General features: G+C 55.3%; 18 protein-coding genes. 2 read left to right on the top strand and 16 right to left on the bottom strand.

Features of this window, described 5'->3' with window-relative positions; translation table 11 throughout:
* The 9 genes from ABNS66_RS07205 to ABNS66_RS07165 all read right to left on the bottom strand — a co-directional run.
* Nucleotides 1–695, bottom strand: a 695-nt coding sequence (locus ABNS66_RS07205; RefSeq protein ID WP_348655293.1) for a cbb3-type cytochrome c oxidase subunit I, incomplete at its 3' end; no start/stop codon positions are given.
* Between the two features lie 188 nt (nt 696–883).
* A complete protein-coding gene (locus tag ABNS66_RS07200; protein WP_286694508.1) occupies nt 884–1,492 on the bottom strand; it encodes a Yip1 family protein in 609 nt (202 codons plus the stop codon).
* A 108-nt stretch (nt 1,493–1,600) separates the two neighbouring features.
* A complete protein-coding gene (gene fnr, locus ABNS66_RS07195; protein WP_286694507.1) occupies nt 1,601–2,338 on the bottom strand; it encodes a fumarate/nitrate reduction transcriptional regulator Fnr in 738 nt (245 codons plus the stop codon).
* A gap of 138 nt (nt 2,339–2,476) precedes the next feature.
* The gene (hemN, locus tag ABNS66_RS07190; protein ID WP_286839256.1) at nt 2,477–3,868 is read right to left on the bottom strand and encodes an oxygen-independent coproporphyrinogen III oxidase; all 1,392 of its coding nucleotides are present in this window, start codon (nt 3,866–3,868) and stop codon (nt 2,477–2,479) included.
* Between the two features lie 17 nt (nt 3,869–3,885).
* Nucleotides 3,886–4,449, bottom strand: coding sequence for a hypothetical protein (locus ABNS66_RS07185; RefSeq protein ID WP_286839257.1), 564 nt, complete (start codon nt 4,447–4,449; stop codon nt 3,886–3,888).
* Between the two features lie 158 nt (nt 4,450–4,607).
* Entirely contained in the window at nt 4,608–5,378 is a 771-nt protein-coding gene (locus ABNS66_RS07180; RefSeq protein WP_286839259.1) for an acetoacetate decarboxylase family protein, read from the bottom strand.
* Nucleotides 5,379–5,428: 50 nt separating this feature from the next.
* Nucleotides 5,429–6,403, bottom strand: a complete 975-nt coding sequence (locus ABNS66_RS07175) for a Rieske 2Fe-2S domain-containing protein (RefSeq protein WP_204995277.1) — start codon at nt 6,401–6,403, stop codon at nt 5,429–5,431.
* A gap of 164 nt (nt 6,404–6,567) precedes the next feature.
* Entirely contained in the window at nt 6,568–7,170 is a 603-nt protein-coding gene (locus ABNS66_RS07170; RefSeq protein WP_286836814.1) for a TetR family transcriptional regulator, read from the bottom strand.
* 68 nt (nt 7,171–7,238) lie between these two features.
* Complete coding sequence (locus ABNS66_RS07165) at nt 7,239–8,117, bottom strand: SDR family NAD(P)-dependent oxidoreductase (RefSeq protein ID WP_204995276.1); 879 nt, start codon at nt 8,115–8,117, stop codon at nt 7,239–7,241.
* A gap of 154 nt (nt 8,118–8,271) precedes the next feature.
* On the opposite strand from ABNS66_RS07165, the gene ABNS66_RS07160 reads away from it, so the two are divergent.
* Both ABNS66_RS07160 and nhaC read left to right on the top strand, forming a co-directional pair.
* Nucleotides 8,272–9,519, top strand: coding sequence for a cytochrome P450 (locus ABNS66_RS07160; protein ID WP_286836812.1), 1,248 nt, complete (start codon nt 8,272–8,274; stop codon nt 9,517–9,519).
* 94 nt (nt 9,520–9,613) lie between these two features.
* Nucleotides 9,614–11,038 (top strand): Na+/H+ antiporter NhaC, encoded by a 1,425-nt coding sequence (gene nhaC, locus ABNS66_RS07155; RefSeq protein WP_286836810.1) that lies wholly within the window; start codon nt 9,614–9,616, stop codon nt 11,036–11,038.
* Here the strand turns inward: nhaC and ABNS66_RS07150 are convergent.
* From ABNS66_RS07150 to ABNS66_RS07120, 7 genes are all read right to left on the bottom strand, one after another.
* Nucleotides 11,035–11,808: a 4'-phosphopantetheinyl transferase superfamily protein gene (locus tag ABNS66_RS07150; protein ID WP_286836808.1), complete on the bottom strand. Its 774-nt coding sequence runs from the start codon at nt 11,806–11,808 to the stop codon at nt 11,035–11,037. The genes nhaC and ABNS66_RS07150 overlap by 4 nt on opposite strands.
* Nucleotides 11,753–13,066, bottom strand: a complete 1,314-nt coding sequence (locus ABNS66_RS07145; protein WP_286836806.1) for a glycosyltransferase — start codon at nt 13,064–13,066, stop codon at nt 11,753–11,755. The genes ABNS66_RS07150 and ABNS66_RS07145 overlap by 56 nt, the downstream gene beginning before the upstream one ends.
* Before the next feature lie 5 nt (nt 13,067–13,071).
* Nucleotides 13,072–17,127, bottom strand: a complete 4,056-nt coding sequence (locus ABNS66_RS07140; protein WP_286836804.1) for an amino acid adenylation domain-containing protein — start codon at nt 17,125–17,127, stop codon at nt 13,072–13,074.
* A gap of 469 nt (nt 17,128–17,596) precedes the next feature.
* Nucleotides 17,597–18,592: a sulfotransferase gene (locus ABNS66_RS07135; RefSeq protein ID WP_204995270.1), complete on the bottom strand. Its 996-nt coding sequence runs from the start codon at nt 18,590–18,592 to the stop codon at nt 17,597–17,599.
* 168 nt (nt 18,593–18,760) lie between these two features.
* Complete coding sequence (locus ABNS66_RS07130) at nt 18,761–20,224, bottom strand: M20 family peptidase (RefSeq protein WP_286836802.1); 1,464 nt, start codon at nt 20,222–20,224, stop codon at nt 18,761–18,763.
* A 105-nt stretch (nt 20,225–20,329) separates the two neighbouring features.
* The gene (locus tag ABNS66_RS07125; RefSeq protein ID WP_286836800.1) at nt 20,330–22,849 is read right to left on the bottom strand and encodes a TonB-dependent receptor; all 2,520 of its coding nucleotides are present in this window, start codon (nt 22,847–22,849) and stop codon (nt 20,330–20,332) included.
* An 83-nt stretch (nt 22,850–22,932) separates the two neighbouring features.
* Entirely contained in the window at nt 22,933–25,068 is a 2,136-nt protein-coding gene (locus ABNS66_RS07120; RefSeq protein WP_286836798.1) for a molybdopterin oxidoreductase family protein, read from the bottom strand.
* Nucleotides 25,069–25,096 lie beyond the last annotated feature (28 nt).

Genomic DNA, 25,096 nt, shown 5'->3' with positions numbered 1-25,096 from the left:
CCAGCCTGCTTAGGCACGAAGTAGTACATCATTCCCAGGAAGCCTGCCGTCAGGAAGAAGCCCACAGCGTTGTGCCCGTACCACCACTGGATCATGGCGTCGACAGCACCGGAGTAGGCCGAATAAGACTTGGACATGCTCACTGGAATCGCGGCGCTATTGACAATGTGAAGCACCGCAATGGTCACGATAAACGCGCCGTAGAACCAGTTCGCCACATAAATATGCGACATCTTCCGACGCATGATCGTGCCGAAAAAGAGTACCGCATAGGCCACCCAAACTACGGCGATAAGCACATCTATTGGCCATTCAAGCTCGGCATACTCCTTAGCGGAGGTAAGCCCCATGGGAAGCGTAATCGCTGCCAGCAAGATGACCAGCTGCCACCCCCAGAAGACGAATGCCGCGAGGCGGTCCGACAGTAGCGCCGTTTGACAGGTGCGCTGCACCACAAACAGCGAAGACCCCATCAGCGCACAGCCACCAAACGCAAATATAACCGCGTTAGTATGCAGGGGTCGCAATCGCCCAAAACTGAGCCAGGGCGTGTCGAAGTTGAGTTGCGGCCAAACCAATTGCGCTGCGATGAGAACGCCGACGGTCATTCCGACGATGCCCCATATCACAGTCATAATGGTGAATTGCCGCACCACTTTGTAGTTGTAAGTTGGATGTTCTTGCGAAGATGTCATGACAGTTCACGAACCTCAGGTGGACTATGCGCGAACCGGCAACAAGCGCCGTTCGGGCAGACATGATGGAGGTGGGTATTGTCCCAGCAGGTGGGGGCCGCAATGCTGACCCAGATCAACAGAAAGCTAAACAGGCCTGCGACACTATGCCGCAGAAAATTTACCTTCCTACCGACTAATTTATGCCGCTAATCAGTGAACACCGGTGTCATTCCCATATCCCAGAGAATAACCACCGCGCCCATTAGCGCCATAAATATCACCATACAGATTGCGACTACCGCCGAGGCGTACAAAAAGCCGCGCTCTTCAGGAATTCCCATCGCCAGCGGAATACCTAAATACAGCAGGTATACAGACCAACCCAAGGCCAGAATACCCAGGGTCAGATCAAACCAGAAAAGAGGAAAGAAACCGCAAAGCCCCGCAATGAACAGCGGAGTTGCCGTGTATCCAGATAAGACGATGCCCTTGAGCACCGACGAGGAAGCGCCATAGGTCTCGGACATCCAGTGAACGAAATAACCGATCACCGCCAACGAGCCCAACATCGCAAAATAGAAGGCAATGACAATCTGCAGAGCACTCGCCTGCGTCAGGCGCACCACCTCGCCATCGCCCACCGTCCAACCCACTTGGCTGGCACCGTAGTACCACGCAACGCATGGCCCGATGGCAAGAATGATGGGGTACAGCAGCTTGGCAGCCAAACCCTCATCGCCGGCATCGGCAACCATACGCCACTGCTTACGGGGACTGAACAAAAAACCTAGGGGATTGCTAATTATTGCACTCACGGCCTACTCACTCTTTCCGGGGAGATTTATTGAAAGTTTACCGCCCAACGGACGGATCCGGTTGATCTGAGTCAAGCCTGTGCCACTACGGCACAATGACAGCCACAATTACGGCTGAAGGTTTGCAGCTGCCTTAAGGCCTTCGACATCGAGATCGCTAATTTCCTTATTGTCGATTCGAATTAAGTCTTGTTTTGCAAAACGGCTGAGAACGCGGCTTACGGTCTCGACGGTGAGCCCCAGAAAGCTGGCAATATCCGCACGCGACATCGGCAATCTAAAAGCGGATGCCGACAATTTACGGCGCGCCTGGCGAGCAGAGATGCTCACTAACAGCGATGCAACACGCTCGTCAGCCGTATTTTTGCTGAGCAAGGTAATGTGTCGCTGATCATCAACGATCTCGCTACTCAACAGCTTAAAAAAGTGTCGTTGAAGATTGGGCAACTGGCCGCTGAGATCTTCGATCTGCGAAAAAGGAATTTCACAAATCGCCGACACCTCTAATGAAACAGCGGAACTCGCGTAGCGGTTTTGACCAATACCATCCAAGCCAACAACTTCACCCGGAAAATAAAAACCGGTGACCTGCTCCTCTCCAGCATCGGTAATGCTATATGTTTTTACAGCACCAGAGCGCACGGCAAATACAGACGTAAACGCATCACCTTCTCTGAAAATATGACGGCTCTTTGGCAGGGGGCGACCGCGCTGCACAATATTGTCCAGCTTTACAATTTCATCGCTTTCCAAAGCCAGCGGCAAGCAGATGCCACTCAGTCGACAATTGTTACAGCTAACAGCAGGGTTGTGTGGGCAGGCTTTGGGGGCTTCCGCGCGTCGCATGTGGTCTCCTTACACATGTCGGGGGGTGATTACTGCCGCCATTGAACGCCTTATCTCCGGGTGGGTCAAGTCTACTTTCGGCGTAGTCGCGATAAAGTTACTACACAATAAAATAGCGCGCCAAAAGCCTGTAAACCGCTACAAGGTTTTGGAATACGCTCCGCGGTGCAGAGACAAACTTTCATCAAATAACATGCAAACATTTCGCAAAACCGCCCGCCCAGCTTCCGTTATTTTTATCCCCTCACCACTGAGTAACAACACGCCTGAATTGTGAGATTCTTCTAGCGACGGCAGGACGTCAGCAAACTTTTCTCTAAAGCTGACCTGATAGCGACCGTGCAACTCCTTAAAGTCCAGCTTTAAGTTACAGGCCAACTGCATAATAACGTAGCGACGAAGCATATCTTCTGCTGAAAGCTCTAACCCGCGAGTCACCGGCAATCGCCCGGCTTCAATCTCGGCGTAGTAGGCTTCGAGATCCTTCTCATTCTGCGCATAGCAGCGTCCCAAAGAGCTTATCGCCGACACCCCCATTCCGAGTACATCGGGTGAATGGCAGGTCGAATAGCCCTGGAAATTTCGCTGCAGACGACCCTGCTGCTGATAAATGGCCAGCTCGTCATTGGGCTTAACAAAATGATCCATACCAATATGCAAATACCCCGCAGCTTGCAATCGCTGACTCGCCAGAGCAAAAATTTTCAGTTTCTCTTCGCTATCCGGCATTGGGTATCTATCCATCGACTTTTGCCATTTAAAACGCTGTGGCATATGGGCATAATGGTAGATGGCAATTCTATCTGGCGACATCGCAATTAACGCGTCCAGCGTCGCTTTAAAACTTTCCTCGGTCTGTAGTGGCAGGCCGTATATTAAATCTGCACTCACCGATCTAAATTTAAAACGCCGCGCCAATGACACCAGCTCGGCGATCATATCTTCACTCTGTACGCGATTAATGGCCTGCTGCACATCGGGGTTCGTATCTTGCACACCAAAGCTGACACGGTTAAAACCCAAGCCTTTAAGCAAGGCCAAATAATCCTCATCGACGCAACGCGGATCCAACTCGATGGAAAATTCCCGGTCGTCACTGTCATCGAGATTGAAGTGACTGGCAAGTTGATGCACGAGCTCGGTCATTTCCGCTTTGTCTAGGTAATTGGGTGTTCCACCCCCGAGGTGAAGCTGACTTACACGGCGGGACACACCCACATGCCGCGACAGGAGCTGTAGCTCTCTGTTTAAGTGGTCCAGATAACGACGACTTGCTCGCGGGTCTTTGGTAATAATTTTATTGCATGCACAGTAGTAGCAGAGGCTTCGACAAAACGGAATGTGCACATATAAGGACAGCGGCGATGGGCTATTTCTTGCATCGTCAAGAAAGCGCACATAATCGCGATCGGTAAACGCTTCGCTAAAGTTCAGTGCCGTAGGGTACGACGTGTAGCGCGGCCCCTGTACTGCATAGCGGCGCACCATATCAGTGGCGTTATCAAATTCTCTTGCGATCGCAGTCGGCATGTATATTCCCTTCAATACTACTGTTTGAATGCACCAGAGTAAGACGCGTGCTCAGGCTTAAATGTCGATAGATAATCATCTCGCTCGTGCTGACCAACCGGCCCGATGACGGCATCTATCTCGCGCTCAATCGCCTGCCAATCAGCGTCGCCAAACAACTCTCCAGCCATCTGAAAGATGCCTCGCTCTTCATGAATGTGCGATATCTGACGACTGTGATAATGCTTACTTAAGCGAATAATTGCCGGCCGCACGGGCTTTTCACTCAGCCGTAATTCAGAAAATATCAACGACAGCTGATCACTAAGGGCCTCCAGCATGCCGTGGTCTCGCAACACATTTTCCACGGCATAGTGATTCACTCCGGGCTTGGTGAGTAGCTGCCTGAAAATGATATCTTCAACAGGGTGGTGCCATACTTCGGGGTAAATCTGGATGTAATCCAGGCAACGCATCATTGCGTCGACATCAGCCGGCGCATCATGTAAGCCAAAGTAGCTCTCAATCTGATGATTGAGGTCATACAGCATTCGCTGCATGCGCTGATGATCCGTTTCCAACTGCAAAAAAATGGGATGCATGGCCCGCTCCATATTATTCTAGCCAAGGCATCATAATATGCGGCAACGCCATTCCCATTGACCTGAATCAACAGCAATGAGGGAGATCAGCTTATCGGCGCGACAAGCTCACAGAAAAGCGGAAAAAAGCCGGGCGGTGATACCCGGCGAGGGTGATTCTAGGACTGTTTGGGGCCACCATTTTCACCGGGCCAGCGAGAGCCACCGATGGTGTCGGCAAAGGGCATAAAGCCCTCGGGGTCCAGCGGGCCTTCGAGCGTGATGCGGCGGTCGAGGAAAATCGGCGTCCACAGCCATGTCTCTGCTTCCGTTCGCATAGGCAGTTTGCTGGCCAGAGGGTCCCAAGGGCTGTCATTTAGCGTGACCTGGCCCTGCAATTTCTCGATATGCGCCGTGCCGTATTTTGCGTAAACACGCACAACGTGAGGTGGGAAGTCCCAGCTGGGGTTTTCCATATCCACACCGCGCAGGTGCTTTATCCACCACTCATTCGTTTCGTGCTCCGGGGGAATCTCGCCCTCACCGGTCACCTGCCCCTTAAACTCCAGAAAGGTATATCCGCGGTGGCTCACCTTTGCTGATACATAGTCCATCAAGCGGAAGTACTGGGTCTCTCCGTAATACTTCGGCTGCCCCCAGCGCTCGTGACTACCGTAAATTGCCGCCTCCTGATCAATGGCAATACCCAGAGTGTACTCACCTTCAATGCCATTGTAGTTAGCGTCAACATTCACCACGCAACCATACTCGGGCTCATTTAATACCGGGAAGTTATAAATGGTAATGGTCACGCCCGGTTCTTTACCTGGCTCAATACCGGGCGGTAAAAGTTTCGCTATCGCCTCAGCGTCCGTTTTATAGCGAATTTTTAGCATCGGCCAGTTGAGAATATCGCCGGGCTTACCCATAGGGGCGTTGGAGTCAGTCATGGTAGTTATTCCTCGTTATTATGGTTTTGGGACGGGTTGAGCACCGCGATCTACGCCGCGTAAAATTGCTCAAACCACTTACGGTATTTTGCGATCGGGCCGTCGCCATCACACAGCGTGGGGTGCTCCAGATACACTTTGTTTTCCCAGATAGGGATATCCTGACCGACTTGGCGAACGATCTCGTCGCGGAAGGCATTGGCGTATAGGGTGTGCTCACCACTCTGCTGTTTAGGCATAGAGAAGTTAAAGCGCATGTGAATGTTCTGGTCGTCGATAGGTGTGATGGTGCCCATCATGACAATATCGAACATGCGAGAGAATTTTTGGTAGGTTTGTCCCGGGCCAAATGAATAGGTTTCCAGGCGCCCCTGGTCATAGTTCTCGCCACTCAGGTCTACATTACCCTCTTCATCGATGGCGTGCTGTAGACTGTCCATCAGCGTGCTGCGTTTGTAACCGTCGATGGTGACGTGACCATCCGGCATTTCCGGAGACTCATGAACGGTCACAAAATGCGCGATGTCCACGGCATTTTCACCGGTCTCCTGAATGATCGAGTTAATCTGCCAATCGAAGACATCCATCTCCGTCCACTCGTCGGAGTGCAGCTCGGCGTGGCGCTCAACTTCCCACAGCGGCGCCACCCCTTGGGGGTGATACCAGGCCCAAATCATTTGATTCAGCTCCACCACAGGGTAGTTGCCAATTGCCTGCTTGCCGTCGACTTTAGGCGGCATATTTTTCGCGTAGGGCACCTTGGTACAAAAGCCCTCGCCATTAAATTCCCAGGCGTGGAAGGGACAAGCGATGCTCTCCCCCTTTACCTGACCACCGTGCCCCAGGTGGGCACCCAAGTGCGGGCAGTGGGCGTCTAGCAATACTGCCTCACCCGATTCCGTGCGAAACAGCACCAGGTCCCGGCCGAAATACTTCAGCGGCTTCACATCCTTAGGGGCGAGCTCTTTGCTGTACTCAATGGCAAACCAGCCGCATGGGATGGGCTTCTTATATCTATTATTCATTCTCCCTCCTGACCCTTCTCTCAAAAAGGTAACCGTGATGTAAAAAAAGTATACGGTTTCCCTATTTCGGTCAAGCGAGAGCAGCGGAGAAATGATTACTGATTGGTAAGGCGGGAAAAGAAAAGTGCTGACATCGGTCTACCGATGCCAGCACAGCGGCGCTTTCAGGCAAGCATGCTGCTTTTTATAAAGGCGAGTAATTGACGATAACGGGTTTCTGAATCGTAATTTTCATCGTGCACCCAGTTCAGCGTGATGGCATTGAACATGCCCACGGTCATTTCCGCACAGAAAGCCGGACTCAGCTCCGGCTTTAAGGCCTGGCGATTGTGCTCATACAAACGCAGGAAGCTACTGTTAATAAAGGCCAGCTGCCCCGCGCCCTGGCTAATATTCGCCGACATTGCGCCGACTGAATAGGCGATCAGCTCACGTTCGATACCGCCCGCCAACTGCTCGCGATTGATAAACACCTCAATGATGTGACCGAGCTGTTGCTCAAAAGATTTACCGCTGGCCAGCACATCGTCAATCAATTGATCGGTGCGTTGCAGCAACTCCTCCTGACACAGCTCCACCATTAAGTCGTGTTTGGTCGCGTAGTAGTTGTAAAAGGTTTTCTTGGCGATATCCACGCAATCACAGATCGCATCGATGGTCAGCCCGTCTACCCCATGGCGGCCGATCAAGCGCAATGTCTCTTTACGAATGGTCTCGCGCACGGCCTTTTTTTTGCGCTCTCGCCGACCAAGCTGACTCGCTGGCACCGATGATTCTCCCATCTCTGTCAAAGCGTCGAATGGTAGCGTAAGCCGGTCCGTCAAGCGAATGCCTCCTACAGTACGTTGGGCGGCGTTGGCGTTACGCCATTGAGAATGCCCTGGGTGCGCTCAATAAAGGCAGCCCGGGACTTCTCCGACATTGGGGTAATCCAAAACTTGTCTTCGCGCAGCCCGTTGAGCGCAAACGCAGCAACTTCTTCCGGCTCGGTGGTTTTCAACTCCATATCGTATTGCGCCATGATCGCCTTCATATCATCGACCGAGTGAATACCAGAATCGGGTTTATTCGGGTCGACGGGCAAATCCTCAGGACGATTGCGTTCAGAGTTAAAGATGCCGGTATTCACCACATGTGGGCCGGGAAACAGGGCATTGACCTTCACCGGCGATTGCTGGGCCTGCAACTGAAAATGCAGGTTTTCCGTAATCGCCTGCGCCGCTGCCTTGGTCGCGGTGTAGATCGGCGTATCCGGTAACATTAAGAACGCGCCATTCCCCGAGCCAGTCACCACAAAGTGTGCCTCTTCGCCCTGCTCCACCAAGCGGGGAACAAAGGCGTTAATGGTGTTAATCAAGCCCCAGGTATTTACCCGGAAGCCCCACTCCCAATCATTGGCACTGTACTCCCACATATTGCCGCCTTCGCCCGTCCCCACACCGGCGTTGGCAAAAACGAGGTGCACCCCGGAAAAGTGGGTAAACGCCGCCTCGGCAAGAGCAGCCATCGACTCTGGCTGCGTAACATCGGCGCGTTGCGCCAAACACTGGGCTCCGCGCTCCTCCAATTCCGCTTTGCAGCGCTGCAAGGCATTTTCTTCGATGTCGGCAATCACCAACTTGGCTCCCTCATCGGCAAGCGCGAGCGCCAATGCGCGCCCCACACCACTGGCCCCGCCGGTGATTACCGCTACCTTGTCTGTAAAGTTTTGCATTACCACTCCTTATTGTTATCGCCGCGACGCGCGGTAAATTAAAAATAATGTCACTTGAGAATAAAAATACACGGTAGTATATTTTTTCGCAAACACCGATATTTTTGCGAGCCGTTGCGGCGGTGCAAAACAATAAAGATAAGGAGTGTACGCAATGCAAACCACAGAACAGCGCGAGCTGCCCCCGATCGAATCTGTCTTCAATCCCAATTCCATGGAATATGCCTTGGACCCCGGCCCCCAGTGCAAGGCACTTTCCGAGCGCGGTCGCTTGGTGTGGTATGCCCCCTGGATGTGCTGGATTATGACCCGCATGCCCGACATTATGGATTGCTGGAAGAATGAGTACCTGAGCTCAGACTTTTACGACTGGGAGTTTGCGCCGCCACGGCCACTGGAAGAAAACTGGAATAACTTCGAGCGCGCCCTGGTGGGCCACAGCCTGCTGGCTGACCCGGACCACCACCGCCTTATTCGCAAAATCACTTCCCCGGCGTTCTCTCGCAATGTTGTTGATAACATCAACCGACGCATCGAGCCCGATATCGTCCGCCTTTTCGAGGGCTTAAAAGACGCCGATGAATTCGACTACATTGAAGATGTCGCGCGGCACATCCCCTTTATCTCCATCACTCGCATGGTGGGTATTCCTGAAAAATACTGGCCCCAGATTAAGCAAACGGTGCTGACCTTTACCGAGACCTGGAACCCGACTATTTCCGACGAGCGCCGGGAAAAAGCCCAGCAAGACAGCAACCTGGCCATCGATATCTTGCTGGAAGTGATCGCCGAGCGCCGCCTGTCACCCGTAGGCGAAGAGGACTTCCTCAGCGCGCTGCTGCAAGTGGAAGCGGAAAACGAAGACTTCGACGAGTGGGATATCGTTACCCTGATCCTGGCATTGATTGGTGCCGGCGCCGACACTACGTTGATGGCGCAGCAGTGGTCGGCCTATGCCTTTCTGAAGAACCCAGAACAGATCCCCCTGGCATTGGAGTCTACCGCCACCTTCTCTAACGCCTTTAGCGAAATTATGCGCTGGGCAGGCAACTCGAAAATGGGCTTTGCCCGCTACGTTCCGGAAGACCGTGAACTGCTTGGACAACAGGTGAAGAAAGGGCAAATGGTGTTAATGATGCCCCACCTAAAAGATCACGACCCCGATTTTTTCGACGACCCCTACCGCCTGGATGTACGCCGCGAGTTCAATCCAGACGTACTCTTTGGTTATGGCCCTCGCTATTGCATCGGTGCCGCGCTGGCAAAACATCAGCTGTACTTGAGTATGCGCGAGTTTTTCCGCCAGTTCCCCAACGCCACACTGGCAGAGGAGCCCGAGCGCGACCTGGAGGACCACAACTCCATTAGCTTTAAATCCCTGCGGGTAAAAACCAACCGCTAAGCCTCTGCGGTGGTGCCAAAGTGGCGCCACCGCAACGCGCCCGCTATTCTGGCCACTACAAACAAAAAACAGCAATGTGTGGTAGCCAAAACCAATGACCCCAGTCCGCGCTAATCATGTCGGCATAGCCCTCCTCCCGCTATGCCTGGTAATCGGCCTGCTTGGTCTCAATGTCTATCTCTATGGCGATGCCGGCATAGAAGGCCCCAACCAACTGGCACTGCTGCTGGGGGGCGGTGTCGCGGCCGTTATCGGCCTGCACCGCGGCCGCTCCTGGCAAACCCTGCAAGACGGCATGCTAAAAGTGATCGGCGTTGCGATCATCCCCATCTTAATGCTGTTTATGATTGGCGCGCTGTCCAGCACCTGGACGGTCGCCGGTATTGTACCGACGCTTATCTACTATGGATTGCAGCTGGCCGACCCCAGCTGGTTTTATGCTGCCGCGGCAATTGTCTGCGCCATTGTGTCAACGGCCATTGGCAGTTCCTGGACCACGGCGGCCACCATCGGCATTGCCATGATGGCAACCGGGGTGGGACTCGGCATGAGTGAAGCCATCACCGCAGGCGCCGTCATCTCTGGCGCCTATTTTGGCGACAAGCTCTCTCCCCTTTCCGATACCACCAACCTGGCCGCAGGTGTGTGCAATGTCGAGTTGTTCAGTCACGTGCGCTACCTTGCGCTCACCACACTGCCGTCGTTTGCCATTGCCCTGCTCATTTTTGTTGGGCTGGGTATACACCACAGCAGTGGAAGGGAGGTTGCCGAAACGCAAGCGATTCTGAATGCCTTGAACACCAGCATGACCCTGTCGGGCTGGCTATTGCTTGCGCCACTGCTCGTCGTTGTCATGATCGTAAAACGCGTTCCGGCGCTGCCCGTGATGTTTATTGCAACGCTCATCGGCACAGTGATCTCCGCCTATGTGCAGCCGGAATTGGTCTATCAAATTGGTGGCGAGCGTTCGGCAAGCGGGCTGTACAAGGGGCTGGTGCAAACCATTGTAGGTAGTAGCGAGATCATCACCGGTCACAGCTTTAGCGATACCTTGCTGGCCAGCAGCGGCATGGCAGGCATGCTCAATACAATATGGCTTATTTTAAGCGCTGTGGTTTTCGGTGGCATGATGGAAGCCTCGGGCTTACTCGGCGACATTACAAGCGGACTAAAAAGACTGGCGCGCAGCCGGACGTCGCTCGTGGCAACGACGGCTGGCAGCTGTGGGGTGCTCAATCTCACGGCGGCCGAGCAGTATCTGACCATTCTTATTGGCGGGCGAATGTACGGCGACATGTACGCCCAGCAGGGGCTGAGTCAGCGCAACCTCAGCCGCACGCTGGAAGATGCCGGAACCGCGACCTCAGTACTGGTTCCCTGGAACACCTGCGGCGCATTTCATGCCACCGCCCTCGGCGTTGCAACGCTCAGCTACCTGCCCTTCTGCTTTTTTAATTTGATCAGCCCCTTTATGTCGATGCTGTATATGCGCTTCAATATTGCCATAGAAGAGACTTAGTCGCAGCGCGTGTAACTTAGGCAGCGCTCTCCCAGCCACTGCCAATACACGGTAAATATACAGCCCCTTGGCAAGGCCAAGCCCAGCGCGGAGCGCGGCTTGAACTGGAGCGTGCGCCGCTCCGGATCGACTGCGATAACACGCACTTCGGAAAAGTCGATGTAGCGCTGCAAGCGAGGGAACAGCGCTTTGTACAAGCTCTCTTTGGCAGAAAACAGCAGCGTTAACGCGCGATCGCGAGGCAACATAGAGAGCCGCTGCCATTCCTTGTCATCACCCACCAAGCGCCACAATTCGTCAATAGCATCGCTGGCGACTAATGGCTCAATATCGATCCCCAAATGCCCTCCACGTCCGACCACGCACAGCGCGCTGTCGTCGCAGTGGCTGATGGAGCCGGTAATCCCCTGCGGCCATATGACCTCGCCGGTATCTCGCCTTGCCGGGCTGTGATTCTCTACGTTTTCTATACCCAGCGCATAACAAGCAGCATAACGACCGGCAAGGAATTGCGCCTGGCGCGCGGCGGACACCCGCGCCAAAGAGGCTGGCAAAGCAATGCCCCAAGACGCCAACAGGTCCGGGGTATAACGGCTTTGTTTAAAACGACAATGCACCGCGTTAACTGCCAATTCGGGCATTGGCAGCAGCGAAACCTGCTCGATAAATCCACCTTCGGGCAGGGGTGATGACAAGCTCAGCGTGTCCGCGCCACTATTGCGCAAGGCTGGGCTCGGCAAGGTCGCGATCAACAGCGGGGCTTGGCTCACTGACGGGGGTCAGGTAGCCCCATTTGGACAACTGCGCGATGGCCGCCGCCACGCCATCCTCGGCGCGAATTTGCGCGCCCACCGTGGCTGCGCGCTGACGCAGCGCCGCGTCGGTTGCCGACTCAATGGCCTGCTCAACATCCGCGACATCCAAGCTCTTGCGATCCAGTGAACAGGTGGCTACCCCAAGTTGCTGCAAGCGCCACGACCAAAATGGCTGATCGCCAAAAAACGGCATAATTATCGACGGAATCCCCGCCCTTGCCGCTGCCGCCGTCGTACCCGCCCCGCCGTGGTGAATGGCCGCCGCCACTCGCGGAAACAGCCAGTCGTGCGGCGCCGATGTCAGGCAGTACACATTGTCGTCGTCGACATCTGCCAAGCCTCCCCAACCGGTGGCAAAAATGGCGCGACGGCCACTATTTCGCAACGCCTGTAAAAACACCTCACTGAGCGCCGCACTGTCATCACCGAGCATACTGCCAAAGCCGACATAAATGGGTTTGTCCCCGGCGGCTAAAAAGGCTTCCAGTGATTCCGGCGCCTGCCACGTCTGAGCTTCGTCGAGAAACCAATTACCCGCTACCCGCACCGACTCCGGCCAATAACGCGATGGCGGAATAATGCTCGGGCTAAACCCATACAACACATGGTGAGTCCGACGCCGCCGGTAAAACGGCCCATACCAGGGTAGCGGCGCCAAATCGAGTTTTTGACGAACCTGACGGTAGGCCGGGCTGAGCATCTGCCACGTCAGCACGCGACAGGCGTGATACAAGCCTTGATTTACCATACCGGGGCGCGGGCGGCGCGGCGGTGGCAACATCATCGGCGGAATATCAGGACACGGTGTCACCGGTTGCAAGTGGGTCTCGACCACCGGAATGTCATAGCGCTCGCCAATGGCGGCGGCCAGCGATGCCACCATGCCACAGCCCAACAATAAGTCAGCCCCGTTCGCCGCCTGCGTGGCCTGTGTGACCCAGTCTGCAGACATTGCCAACAACTCCCGCCGCGCGGTGCGCAGAAGCGCAACGGGGTTCAGGCCGCGCTGAAGCACTTCCGGGTCCTTGGCCATCAACTCCAAAAAGTCAGCGGTCAGCGGCGCGTAATCGAGGCCATGACGACGCACCAACTGTTCACAGCTGTCGCCTGTGACAATGCATACTTGATGCCCCTGCGCCTGCAAACCCAAGCCTAGCGCGACAAAAGGGCGGACATCTCCCTGGGTGCCGATGGAGAAGATCGCGATTTTCATGCTTATCAACCTGCCAGCGCGCGTGCAACGAAGGGTCCAATTACTGCCAGCGGTTCCGCGTCCAGCATTTGCTGGTGATGGCATTCCACCGGATAAATATTGAGACCCGCGACGGCGTCCTGCCAGGCATCGGGGCGGTGGTGCAGCTCCTGTGACGTGGCCGTTTGCACCGCTTGGAAAAAGTGCAACTCCACATCTACAGGCCGCGGCTGGAAGTTCTGCAGCAGCTGCAGGTTATTGCTAATCACCGCACTGACATCGTCAATTAAGGCGCTTTGTTTACCCTGCAACTGTTTGACAAATTCCAGGTTAAGCACGTCGTATTCCCGGCACAGCAGTTCACTCAGCTCCTCCATGGTATCGGGCAGCTCGCCCTCCACGGCGATGTCGAGAAATTCCAAGATGCTGCGTACCTGACCGGCCTTGTCGTCACGCTGCTGCGACACGAAGGGGTAGGAATCCAAAGCGCCAAGGAAGCTCACTGACTCGTCCAATTCACGCAGCTGACGCGCCATTTCCTGAGCGATAACGCCGCCCATCGACCAGCCCAATATACGGTAGGGGCCCTGTGGCTGGCGGTCCCGCATCAATGCAATATAGTCTGCGGCAATTTCCTCGATGCTCGCAGGAAGCTCCTGCCCGCCAGAGAGGCCACGCGACTGAATGCCAAACAAGGCCGTTCCGTCAGGCAGGTATTGATTTAGCCCCGCAAAGCCCCAGCTCAGGCCGAGTACTGGGTGAATACAAAATAGCGCATCACCCTCGCCACGCGCGGCTAAAGGGTTGAGGGCTTGCACACCTGCCAGGGGATCTATTTGATCACCGCGCTCCAGCTGCTCCGCCAATTCAGCGATCGTCGTCGCCTCAAAGATGGCCGCCAGGGGTACGTCTTTACCCACGACATCACGCAGACGCGATACCATGCGCGCCGCGGTAATCGAGTCAGCACCGAGGTCGAAAAAGCTATCGTGGATACCGATACGCGGCAGTTTGAAGATCTCACACCACAGCTCTGCCAGCTGCGTTTCCAGCGCGTTACGCGGCGCCGTGTATTCGCTAACAAGTTGCCACTGAGGCTCCGGCAAGGCTTTGCGGTCCAGCTTGCCATTCACATTCAGCGGGAAATCATCCAGCACCTGATAGTGAGAGGGCAGCATGTATTCCGGGAGGCTGCGCTCGATCTGCTGGCGCAATGTGGCGGCCTCCAACGCGGTGTGCCCGGCATCGAAGCCCTCCTCACCGAGCAGGAACGCCACCAGCTTTGGTACGCCAGCCGGGTCGTTACGCAACACCACTGCCGCACGACGCACACCCCGACAGCGGATCAACTGCGATTCAATTTCTTCAGTCTCTACACGAAAGCCGCGAATTTTAATCTGGAAGTCGTTGCGCCCCAGGTATTCCAGTGCACCGTCGTCACGCCAGCGCGCAAGGTCACCGGTTTTATACAACAAGCCCTCACCGTGGGGATTAGCAATAAAACGTTCGGCGGTTAAGTCGGGACGTTTGTGGTACCCCAGCGCGAGGCCCTCGCCGCCGATATACAATTCCCCGGCTGCGCCATTTGGCAACAACTGAAGATCGTCGCCCAGCACATAGACCTGCGTATTCCAAATTGGACGACCAATGGCCGGCGTGCCGCCCTCCAGCTTGTCCAGGGTCATCATCGTGGACCAAATCGTTGTCTCTGTCGGGCCGTATAAGTTGATAATCGGCGCTCCGAGCTTACGCATTTTGCGCGCCAGCTCCATCGGCAGCGCCTCACCGCCCACCAGCGGTTGAACACCCGTAAAGGCCTCGGCATTATCTTCAAGCAGCGCCTGCCAGTGCGAAGGCGTCGCTTGAATATGCGTGATCGCCTGCTCGTTCACCAGCGCGGCCAGCGCCGCCGGGTCTCTGGCGATGTCGCGGGTAGCGACATGGACTTGAGCACCGGCAAGCAGTGGCAAAAACATCTCTAGCACAGCTATATCAAACGACACGGTCGTTAGCGCCAACATCCGCTGCTCGGGCTGAAGTGCCAAGGCATCCTGCATGGCCAGCAAAAAATTCATCAAGCTGCGATGGCCAATCACCACGCCCTTGGGGCGCCCCGTCGAACCGGAGGTGTAAATGATGTACGCCGGGCTGTTCGCGCCAATATCGGCAAGGGGCACATCGTCGCCGGGAAAGGCGTTTAAGTTGAGCTCTTCCCACAGCAGCGTTTGTATTTCACAGTCAGGCAACTTTTCGGCGGTCTCAACGCTGCTGAGCAGCAAGCTGGGCTTGGCGTCGTCCAATATCATGGCCAGGCGCTCAGCGGGGGTTTCCGGATCCAGCGGTAAATACGCCGCTCCGCATTTCATAATGGCCAACAGCGTCATCGGCATTGCCGCGGTGCGCGGCAGGGACACGGCCACCAACTTACCCGGCCCCACGCCCAATACATTCAATGCCCGGGCCAATTGATTGACCTGTTGCCCGAACGCTGAATAACTCAGCGTTTGCCCGGCGTCAGATACCGCGGTGTGGCTTGGGAAAGCGGCGACACTTTTGTCAAACAAGGCTGGCAAGTGGCTGTCCGGCAACGGCTGCTTGGTATCGTTCCAGGCCTGCAGCTGCAGGTGCCGCTCCTGCTCGGAGAGCAGGTCAAAGTCACCGATCGCGCCCTCAGGGGCGGCAATCATCGCTTCGATTAATCGCGCCAATCGATCGCGGTGCTCATCGAGCTCTCGCTGACTATAGAGCGCGGGGTTAGCGTCAATCACCACATTCATGCCCTGCTTGGCACCGCGATCAAACACAAACACTGTCATGTCTTCTACGGTGCCATTCGACAGGTTGTGTGCACTGCACTCGTGGCCACCGAAGCCCAGATCGTAATCAAAGGGTTCAATATTCACCCCCATCCAGGAGATCTGCTGCCCCTGTGCAAGCAGGCCGAGATCACGCCGCAGCTCCTCATAGCGATACTGTTGGTGGCGAAGCGCATTCCTTACGGTTTTCGCTGTTTGCCCAAGTAGGTCGACGAGGCTGGCATCGTCGGCCATCGCCAGGCGAATCGCCACGGCGTTGGCCATCATTGCCGGGATGCTGCGCAGCGTGCGGTTTGCTCGTGCCGTAACCGGCATACCGAAGACCAAGTCCTGCTGCCCCGTCATGCGGTAGGTGTAAACCGCGAGCATGGCAATTAATAACTGCGGTACTGAGCCGCCATATTGCTGGGCGATGTCGCGAATTTTCGCAGAGTGCTCTAGCGACAGGGTAATACCACTGCGCCGCAGGCCACCACTGCGCTGGGCATTGCGACGCGACAGCGAAATTGCATCGGGCAGGCCACTCAGTTGTTGCTTCCAGTAGTCTCGGTCACGCTCAAAACGTGCAGATTCGCGATAGAGCTTTTCCTGCTCCAACTGGGTTACCAAGGGTAAAAATGGCGACTCACCTGGCTCCTCGCCACTGAGCAGCGCATTATAAATTTCCGCCATTCGGCGCGCGATCAGACCGCCACCAAAACCGTCAATGGTGATGTGGTGGCAGCGGTGGTACCAAAAAAACCGTTCATCCTCGACCTTGATTAGCGCGCTGAACCACAGTGCATCGTCTGCGAGGTCTGCGGGGCGGCGCAACTCATCGTTCATCCACCGCAGTGCACGCTGCTCGGCGTCGGCATGGCTACTGAAGTCGACAACCGGCAACTCTCCCATATAGGCCTCTGCCACCAATTGGCGAGGTCCATCGGCGGTTTCAATAATCTGTACTCGCGTTGACTCCGCCTCTTGGGTCAAGATGGAAGTCGCCCGGAGAAATACCGCGGCATCAATATGGCCGCGGATATCGACATACTCGGCAAGTTTATATACCGCATCGGCGGGGCCGATCTTTTCGCCCATCCACATACCGCGCTGCGCTGTTGCAATTGGCAACAGTTGGGGAACCTGCGTCAGAGGCCTGACGGGTGAGGCTGGCAACTCAAGTGCGCCGCCTGTCGCAACTTTACCCCGGCTTATATGCAGCTCGGCTTCAAGGTCCTTTCTCAGGTACGGGTCTCGCGAATTTTGCGAGCGGGGTAACTTTTCCATCTTCTTCGTCTCTCTGGCTAGGTATCGCACTAAACAGGAAACCTACCGACGAATCGGAAGCAGCCCCTGCTTAATTTTTTCATTTTTATTTCGGCTGTTAAGCAGCCGCATTTTTATATGTGTAAATCGCTAAGACACACAGAGATGATAAGGACATCACTAAACGACCAGCGTGACTTAAGTCACACCTAAGAACATGGGGATAAGAATTTTTACTTATATTTCAATACCTTGCAGCACACTGATACACGAGTGTGACATAGTCAATTCGCGCCTAATGTGTCATAGTGTTTTTTTGAGCAATAAAACACTTGCCATACAGTCGCTTACAAATAGCTATAGGGGTTTATGCGTATATGAGTAAATAACGCCCTGCCGATGGCGCATATTTTTTGTCAATGAGGGGAAATATCTGCGGGAGAATAAGGCCTGTTTCCAGGCCTTGAGGGAATGACGGGGGCACCCCTTATCAAGCGGCGCCCAGTTCTCGCTCCACTAACCTATCCAGATGCTCGGCGTAATCGCGCAAAACCGGATTAACGGGCCGCCCGGCAGTGACCGCTCGCATACTTTCAGCGCTGGCGCTGCGCGACACGGCCAGTAACGGCGCTAGACTCGCCATCACGGCGTCGGGGCTCTCTCGCAACGCGGAATAATCCACCTCGACCGTCTGGTCGCTCGGCATTGCCGCCAACTCGCGGCGGTAGGCCGCCACTTGCTTGGCCACCGTTCGCGCCAGCAGCGGCCTTGCCAGGCGGGCAATGGCACGGCGGCCAATCAGCTTGCGTAGTCCCCGCAGTCCGAGCCATACGATATAACCGGCGCGATAACTTCGGCGCCCGTCACCACGGTCCAACAGCATTTCAAGATAGTGTTGAGGCCCCTCTAAATAGGAAAGCAGCGCGTTTAGCATGCTATTGAGCACCGCGATAGGCTCACGGCTGATGTAAATAAACCTCGCCTCGGGGAATCGCTCCGCCATCCAGCGCGCATTGCCGGTGTCCCAGGGGTTCTTAAGCAAGACCGCCTCACTACCGGCATGCACGGTCAACAGCTTTCGGCACATTTCCTCAAAAAACGCGGCGCTGTGCTCGTTGAGCTTAAAACTGCCGAAGCGGCGTCTGAGCAGGTAGCCGTACTCTTCAACTTCCTCGGCGGAAACGGGCACCGAGTCTATATTGCGGTCTTTAATCCCCAGCGCGGCGAAGCAGGCATTCAAGCGCTGTGCATCTTGTTTCGCACCGCCCTGCTGATGGTTGCGAAGCAGACGGTCATAGTAAAAAAAATCGTAAAGGGTTAACTGTGCCAGAGGAAAGGCCCTCGCCACACTGTCGTAGAGAAAGGTAGTGCCGGAACGGTGCAAGCCCATAATAAAAATGGGCTTCACCTTTTTCTCAGCAAGATCAGCTTTCAGTGGTGCATCTTCATCGCGTACTGGGAAATGGGGGTCAACGGGATAACGCATGTGGAGTCTCTCGGGCTATAAAACAGCGCTGTTTCACGCTTTGGGCGGCAATGTATAAGAATAGCGGTAAGAAAATCCAAGAACGGATAGACGTTTTTGGGCGCCAACAACAAAAAGCGGGCTTTTTTACCCGCTATAACACACAGAAATAGTGGCGAGAAGCAGCTCTTATAATTCAGCGCTGCGGCGAAGAAGGTGATAGTAAATACGAACCGCCTCAACATAACTGGCAATAGAGACGCGCTCATCGGTACCGTGAATACCCTTCATTTCTTTCGGGCCAACCTCTACTCCGATAAAACGATAACTGTTTTCCGACACCTCCTCGAAATGTCGCGCATCAGTCGCCGCCACCACTAATCGCGGTGCGACTATGGTGCCTGGGCTCACTTGTCGGACGAGATCGGCAAGTACGTTGAAGCCTGCCGAGTCGGGTGAGGCCACCGCAGAGGGGTTGTTCCCGAAGCCGCCGTAGGTCTCAATGCGAATGCGAGGGTCATCAATGATCTCCGCCACCTTCTGCTGCACACCGTCAATCGTATCGCCCGGCAGAATGCGGAAGTTCACCACCGCATAGGCAACAATCGGCAGAACATTGTCCCGCACACTACCCTGCAACATGGTAACGGCCGTTGTTGTGCGCATCCCGGCGTTGATCGGCGCTTGACTGCTCAGTACTTTTTCCAGAAGCGGCTCAAACAACCAGTTATTCGCAAACAGCAAGCGTTGGTAAAAAGGTACGCTGTCACCCAAATAACGAATAAAGTCCACCGTATATTGCATATCAGCAGGTAGCGGATTGGCTTCAAGGCGCGCCACTGCCGCCGCAACAACGCCTGCCGCACTTTGCTGAGGCGGCACGGAGGAGTGGCCACCACCACCGTCGGCACTGAGTTTCAAACTGACATAGCCCTTTTCCGCCGGGCCGATCAATGCGACGCGCTCCGCGACACCGGGTAGCATGTCCTTGGCGATCACCCCGCCTTCATCTAGTAAGAAGGCCAGCGACTCGCCACGCTCAGCCAACAGTGCCGCCATGGCTTGCGCGCCCTTACCACCCACCTCTTCGTCGTGACCAAACCCCAAATAAACCGTGCGCGGCGGAACAAAACCCTCTTCAAGCAAACGCTCGGTGGCTTCTAAAATACCGATCACACTGGCTTTGTCGTCGATTGCTCCCCGCCCCCAAATGTAACCATCGGCGATGGTCCCCGCGAAGGGAGGATAGCTCCACTGATCTTCGGTACCCGGTATCACGGGTACCACGTCTTGGTGGGCGATCAGCATAATGGGTTTTAAGGCTTCACTGTTGCCCGACCAGCGAAACAGCAAGGTACCGCCGGGCAGGCGCTGGTGGGGAATTTGTGCAAACACCTTGGGGAAGCGCTGTTTTAAATAGGCCTGAAAGTCTTCAAATGCCTGCTGGTCTACGGCATCAGCATCGATATTCGAAATGGTGGGAAAACGCAGCGCTCCGGCAAGCCCCGCTGCCAACTCCGCCTCTGACCAATCAACGTCAGCCAAGATTTCGCTCGCCTCAAATTGTGGTGGCGCGAATTGCAGTGTGCGAATTACCAGCACCGCTGTCAGTAGCAGCACTGCACCAAGCAACATGCCAAATATACGCTTCATAGTTCCTCGTCCATTTCTCGTGGCCGGCTGTCGGCCGCGTCCATCTTTACCAACGCAAATGCCCGTAAATGCCCTAACCATCCACGGGCCTGGCAGCATTACAGTTTATTGAAATTGGTAGCTAAACTCTACGCCCACCTCTCGCGGCGTTCCGGGAACGCGATTGGCAACCCCGATCACGCTGGTTACTGCGATCCCGCCAACAAAGTATGGGTCATCTTTTAGGTTATTCACGTAGGCCGATACGCCCATCTGTTCATTGATCTGCCAACGCGCCCTGGCATTGAAAAGCTCGTACTGGCCGATGGTCGAGCTCGCGTAGTCACCGCTGAGGTAATCCGTACCGATGAATATTTCATCGGAATAGTAGTACTGCAGCTGTGGAATAATCAGACCAATCGGCGAGTGCCAATCATATTGCACGACAACGCCGCGAACATTTTGCGGCACCTGGGGAAAGGCCTCGCCGCTGCGGTCAACAATCGCAAAACCATCAGCGGTATTGGTACCCAGGTCATAGTCAATAAAGTCGCCGTCGGTATACCCGGCATTGGCATTGATGGTGAAATCACCCAGCAGGGCGGTAATCTCAAATTCAAACCCGTCGACCACGGCCTCGCCCGCATTGCCGGTAAACTGCACCACTTCTGTTTGAGTGGTGCCGCGCTCATAAAGCGCGACCTGTAGATCGGTATAATCCATCTGGAACACCGCTACATTGAAACGCAGGCGGCTATCCAAGGCGTCTAATTTAAAACCAATCTCTTTGTTGACGACAATCTCAGGCTCAAACTGCTTGATCGACGAATCGGTCTGCGTCGAGCGCACATCCAAACCACCCGACTTAAAGCCCTTGCTCACAGTGGCATAGGCGATAAAGCTGTCGAGATTCAAGGACTCAAGCAGTTCATCATCAGCCAGGTAATTGAGCGTGACCGCTGGCGTAAATTCCGAGAAGCGCGTATCACCGCGCAGCGGCGCCGCATACAGCAGAGGAACCGAGGGCGCCTCATAGGCAAAATACTGCGTCAGCGGTACCGGCGAAAAAATACCGTCCATCACATGGGTGACAGGCAGCAATATCGCGGGGTTGCTGCCAATCTGGGCATTGAGCCGACTCGCGTATTCATCGTAGTCCGGCGTGCCTTGAATTTGCACCGTACTGCGCTCTTCTTCGGTATAGCGCAAACCCAATGTCAGCTGCAGGGTCTCGGTCATATCCCATGTTCCCTGCGCAAACACTGCCGCAGTGGTGTTTTCGTAGTCGGCCAAGGCAACGGCGTTGGCCTGCACGGGCAACACCAGGGCATTGGGAAGCGGAATGCCCAGATCAACCGCAGCGCCCGGCCCTACCGCCACCAAGCCGTTGTCGCCCACCTCGGTGCCATCAATGCTATTTTCCAAGCTCTCCTCGGCGTAGAACACACCAAAGGTGTAGTTCAAGGTATTGTCCCAGGCGGTGCCGTTGAATTTCACCTCCTGACTGAATTGCTCGCGCACAGCATCGCCGACCGACGGATCATCGGAGCCATTGAGTACCTGATAACCGGCATCAGGGCCAACCGCCACTGCACGAATCGCCGTGCCATCAGAGTCGCCACTAATTCGGATATTGTCCTGCATCGCGTAGCTGGTAATGCTCTCTACATCTATTCCCGCAACCGAGCCCCGCAAGGTGAGTGCCAGCATATGGTTGTCGATCGCATAGACCGCATCCTCCGCGGTTTGACTGACCTTAAAGGTTTTCGCCAATTCAGAGCTCTCGTTACAGGCGGCCTGTAAATCCGAACCATCAGCCCCTCGGTAAATGCCCTGCGCAAGAATGGCACTGCTGTTTTGAAAAACGCAGTTGTAGGGTGAGCCGCGCTCATCGATGCGACTTAAAAAGCCGAAGACGTCGACTTCGAACTCATCGTTGACATACCAAATCAGCCGCGATGACACCGCCATGCGGTCCTGATCAAACAGCGCATAGTCAGCGGCGACATTATCGATTGAGCCATCGCTGCGCTTGGCATTCACCGCGACACGCATAGCGATGCTGTCGCTGAGCGGTAGGTTGGCATCGAGCTTGGCACTTTTCTGCCCGTAATTCCCCGCGCCAAGTTTTGCGCCAAATTCAAAGCCGTCGGTAAACGGTTTTTTCGAATCAACCAGTATGGCGCCACCAATATTGTTCTTGCCGAACAGCGTACCCTGAGGGCCGCGCAATACCTGTATCGACGCCACATCAACCGCATCGAGCAGCTGGGCATCAGAGCGCGGCACGTAGACCCCGTTCAAATACATGCCCACCCCCGGGTCCAGCACGGGATTACCCGAGCGCTGGCCAATGCCGCGAATAAAGACCGCCGGCGCTTTGTAGTTGGTCTGCGAGAACTGCAGACTGGGCGCCAGTGTTTCCACGTCTTCAATATCGCTGATACCCATTTGCTCAAGCATATCCGAGCCCAACGCCGATACCGCCAGCGGGGTATCCTGCAGGCTCTCTTCGCGCCGCCGAGCGGTGACCACTACCTCTTCCAGCATGGCGCGATTTTCAGTTTGCGCAAAACTCGGCGCGACGCACAACGTCGATAGCGCAGACATCGCCAGCGGGAACAACACAGCTTTGTTCGTTTTCATTTACAGCTCTCCAGCACTCCATGGAACATGGTTATCTTTTTTTATTATTGGCAAACCCTGCGTGGCAAATCCCGTGCCATCGCCTATGCAACCGCTTCTACGTTCACCGGCACACCGTTCAGCGCCGCATTTCCCGACAGGCTGTCAATAAACTGCTCGTCAGTGAGGTCGTTCACACTCACCCCGGCATTGGCCTCTGCGCGGCGCCAGGCCGTGCCACTGCGGTGATGGCCCCAACCGTGTGGAATGCTAACCACACCGGGCATCACCTCGTCGCTGACTGATGCCGGTAACTCAACACTGCCAACCCGCGAACTGACTCGCACGGTGTCATCGTCGGCAATATTCAAGCGCCGGGCATCATCGGGGTGAACCAATACCGTGCAGCGCGACTTCCCTTTCACTAAGCGCTGGCTGTTATGCAACCAAGAATTATTGCTGCGCACATCCCGGCGGCCGATAAGTAAGAATGCTGCCGCGCGCTGTTGCTCGAAGAAGCGTTGCTCAACACGGGGCAGGTCAGCCAGGAAAAACGCCGCGCTCAAGTGAATACGCTTATCTTTATGATAAAGCCCCTTCGGCAACTGCTGCTGCAGCGGCCCCAGATCAATACCGTGTGGCGCGGATTTCAGTTTAGACAGCGTCAATCCCTTAAAGGGATGCAAACCGGCGCCGTAGGGGCCCCGGCGCAATAGGAAGGCCAACAGGCCGCTTGGCCCGAGGCGTTGTTCAACGCGGCGGCTCAGCCGTTCCTTCATCGAGCGGGGCGGTGCGAGGCGGTCCCGCAGGCCCAACAAAATTTGCCAATCGTGGCGGGCTTCAGCACCGGGAGGGAATAATGCTGGCGCGTAGCGAACATTGTTGCGCACCGCCAACAGATTGAAAATCACATCGAAATGCTCGCGCTCAAGCGGGCTGACCGGCGGCAAAATAAAATCGGCATGACGGCTACTTTCATTCAGATAGAAGTCTACCGACACCAGTAAGTCCAAGCTGGCAAAAGCCTTATCTAACTGGTCGCCATTGGGCGTGGACAGTACCGGGTTTCCCGCGATCAGCACCATGCCTTTGATCTGGCCTTCACCGGGGGTGGTAATTTCCTCTGCCAGCGTGGAGACCGGCAGCTCGCCATTAAATTCTGGTAGCTGGCGAACCCGGCTGTGAAAGCGCCCCATGTTTCCGCGCCCGGTCTGGGGCAAAATGTCGGCTGCGGGCGTGGTGAACATCAAGCCGCCGGGGCTATCGAGCGTACCGGTAAGCACGTTGAACAGCATAATCAAGTACTGACACAGCGCGCCAAACTCCTGCACCGATACGCCCATGCGCCCATACAACACCGGCGCCTCGGCCGCACAAAACTCGTCCACCAGTCTGCGAATATCGGCGGCACTGATGCCAATATGTTCCGCCACCCGCTCGGGAGTGTAGGCATCAAAATGCGGTTTGAGCGCCACTGGGTCGCTATCGAGCAAACTGCGATAGTGGCCGGACGTCACCTGCGCTGAGGCAAACAAGTGATTCAACATCGCCAAGAGCAGCAGTACATCGCTACCGGGGCGTATAAAGTGATGCTCATTAGCCAGCTCTGCCGTTTGACTTCGCCGCGGGTCAATCACCACCACTTTGCCGCGCTGCCTTACCTGCTTTAACCGACCGCGCACGTCCGCCACACTCATAATGCTGCCGTTCGACGCCAGCGGGTTACCGCCCATAATGACAAAATAATCACTGCGATCGATGTCGGGAACAGGGATGCGCAATTGATGCCCGAACAGTTTCCAGGCGACCATATGGTGGGGCAGTTGGTCTACCGACGTCGCCGAAAATTTATTGCGCGTTTTTAGCGCGCGCAAAAAACCGCCGTTGAGCAGGGTTCCACCCAGATTATGCACATTTGGGTTGCCCAAATAGACCCCAAGTGCATCCTTCCCATGCTCCTCTTGGAGACTGCGCATATGCTCGGCAACTTTATCCAGCGCCTCCTCCCACTCCAGCTCATGCCACTGGCCATCGCGCTTTTCCATTGGCTTGCGCAGACGATCGGGATCCTCATACAGGTCTTTTAGAGCCAGCGCTTTGGGGCAGATATGGCCGCGACTAAAAGGGTCGTTTTCATCCCCTTTTATCGCGATAATCTGCTCCTCTTCCAGCGTTATCGCCACACCGCACATGGCTTCACAGAGGTTACAGGTTCGATAAAACGTACCGGATCGCGGCATAACAGGCCTCTCTTGCACACGCTTATTA

Origin of the sequence: uncultured Spongiibacter sp. (genome assembly GCF_964011655.1) — a bacterium.
Lineage (GTDB): Bacteria > Pseudomonadota > Gammaproteobacteria > Pseudomonadales > Spongiibacteraceae > Spongiibacter > Spongiibacter marinus.
This window is presented reverse-complemented; position numbering and strand designations above follow the sequence as displayed.

Coding starts and splice junctions, on each gene's coding strand:
- fnr (WP_286694507.1), bottom strand. CDS start 2,338: ATGCGACGCGCGGAAGCCCCCAAAGCCTGCCCACACAACCCTGCTGTT.
- hemN (WP_286839256.1), bottom strand. CDS start 3,868: ATGCCGACTGCGATCGCAAGAGAATTTGATAACGCCACTGATATGGTG.
- ABNS66_RS07185 (WP_286839257.1), bottom strand. CDS start 4,449: ATGCATCCCATTTTTTTGCAGTTGGAAACGGATCATCAGCGCATGCAG.
- ABNS66_RS07180 (WP_286839259.1), bottom strand. CDS start 5,378: ATGACTGACTCCAACGCCCCTATGGGTAAGCCCGGCGATATTCTCAAC.
- ABNS66_RS07175 (WP_204995277.1), bottom strand. CDS start 6,403: ATGAATAATAGATATAAGAAGCCCATCCCATGCGGCTGGTTTGCCATT.
- ABNS66_RS07165 (WP_204995276.1), bottom strand. CDS start 8,117: ATGCAAAACTTTACAGACAAGGTAGCGGTAATCACCGGCGGGGCCAGT.
- ABNS66_RS07160 (WP_286836812.1), top strand. CDS start 8,272: ATGCAAACCACAGAACAGCGCGAGCTGCCCCCGATCGAATCTGTCTTC.
- nhaC (WP_286836810.1), top strand. CDS start 9,614: ATGACCCCAGTCCGCGCTAATCATGTCGGCATAGCCCTCCTCCCGCTA.
- ABNS66_RS07145 (WP_286836806.1), bottom strand. CDS start 13,066: ATGAAAATCGCGATCTTCTCCATCGGCACCCAGGGAGATGTCCGCCCT.
- ABNS66_RS07140 (WP_286836804.1), bottom strand. CDS start 17,127: ATGGAAAAGTTACCCCGCTCGCAAAATTCGCGAGACCCGTACCTGAGA.
- ABNS66_RS07135 (WP_204995270.1), bottom strand. CDS start 18,592: ATGCGTTATCCCGTTGACCCCCATTTCCCAGTACGCGATGAAGATGCA.
- ABNS66_RS07130 (WP_286836802.1), bottom strand. CDS start 20,224: ATGAAGCGTATATTTGGCATGTTGCTTGGTGCAGTGCTGCTACTGACA.
- ABNS66_RS07125 (WP_286836800.1), bottom strand. CDS start 22,849: ATGAAAACGAACAAAGCTGTGTTGTTCCCGCTGGCGATGTCTGCGCTA.
- ABNS66_RS07120 (WP_286836798.1), bottom strand. CDS start 25,068: ATGCCGCGATCCGGTACGTTTTATCGAACCTGTAACCTCTGTGAAGCC.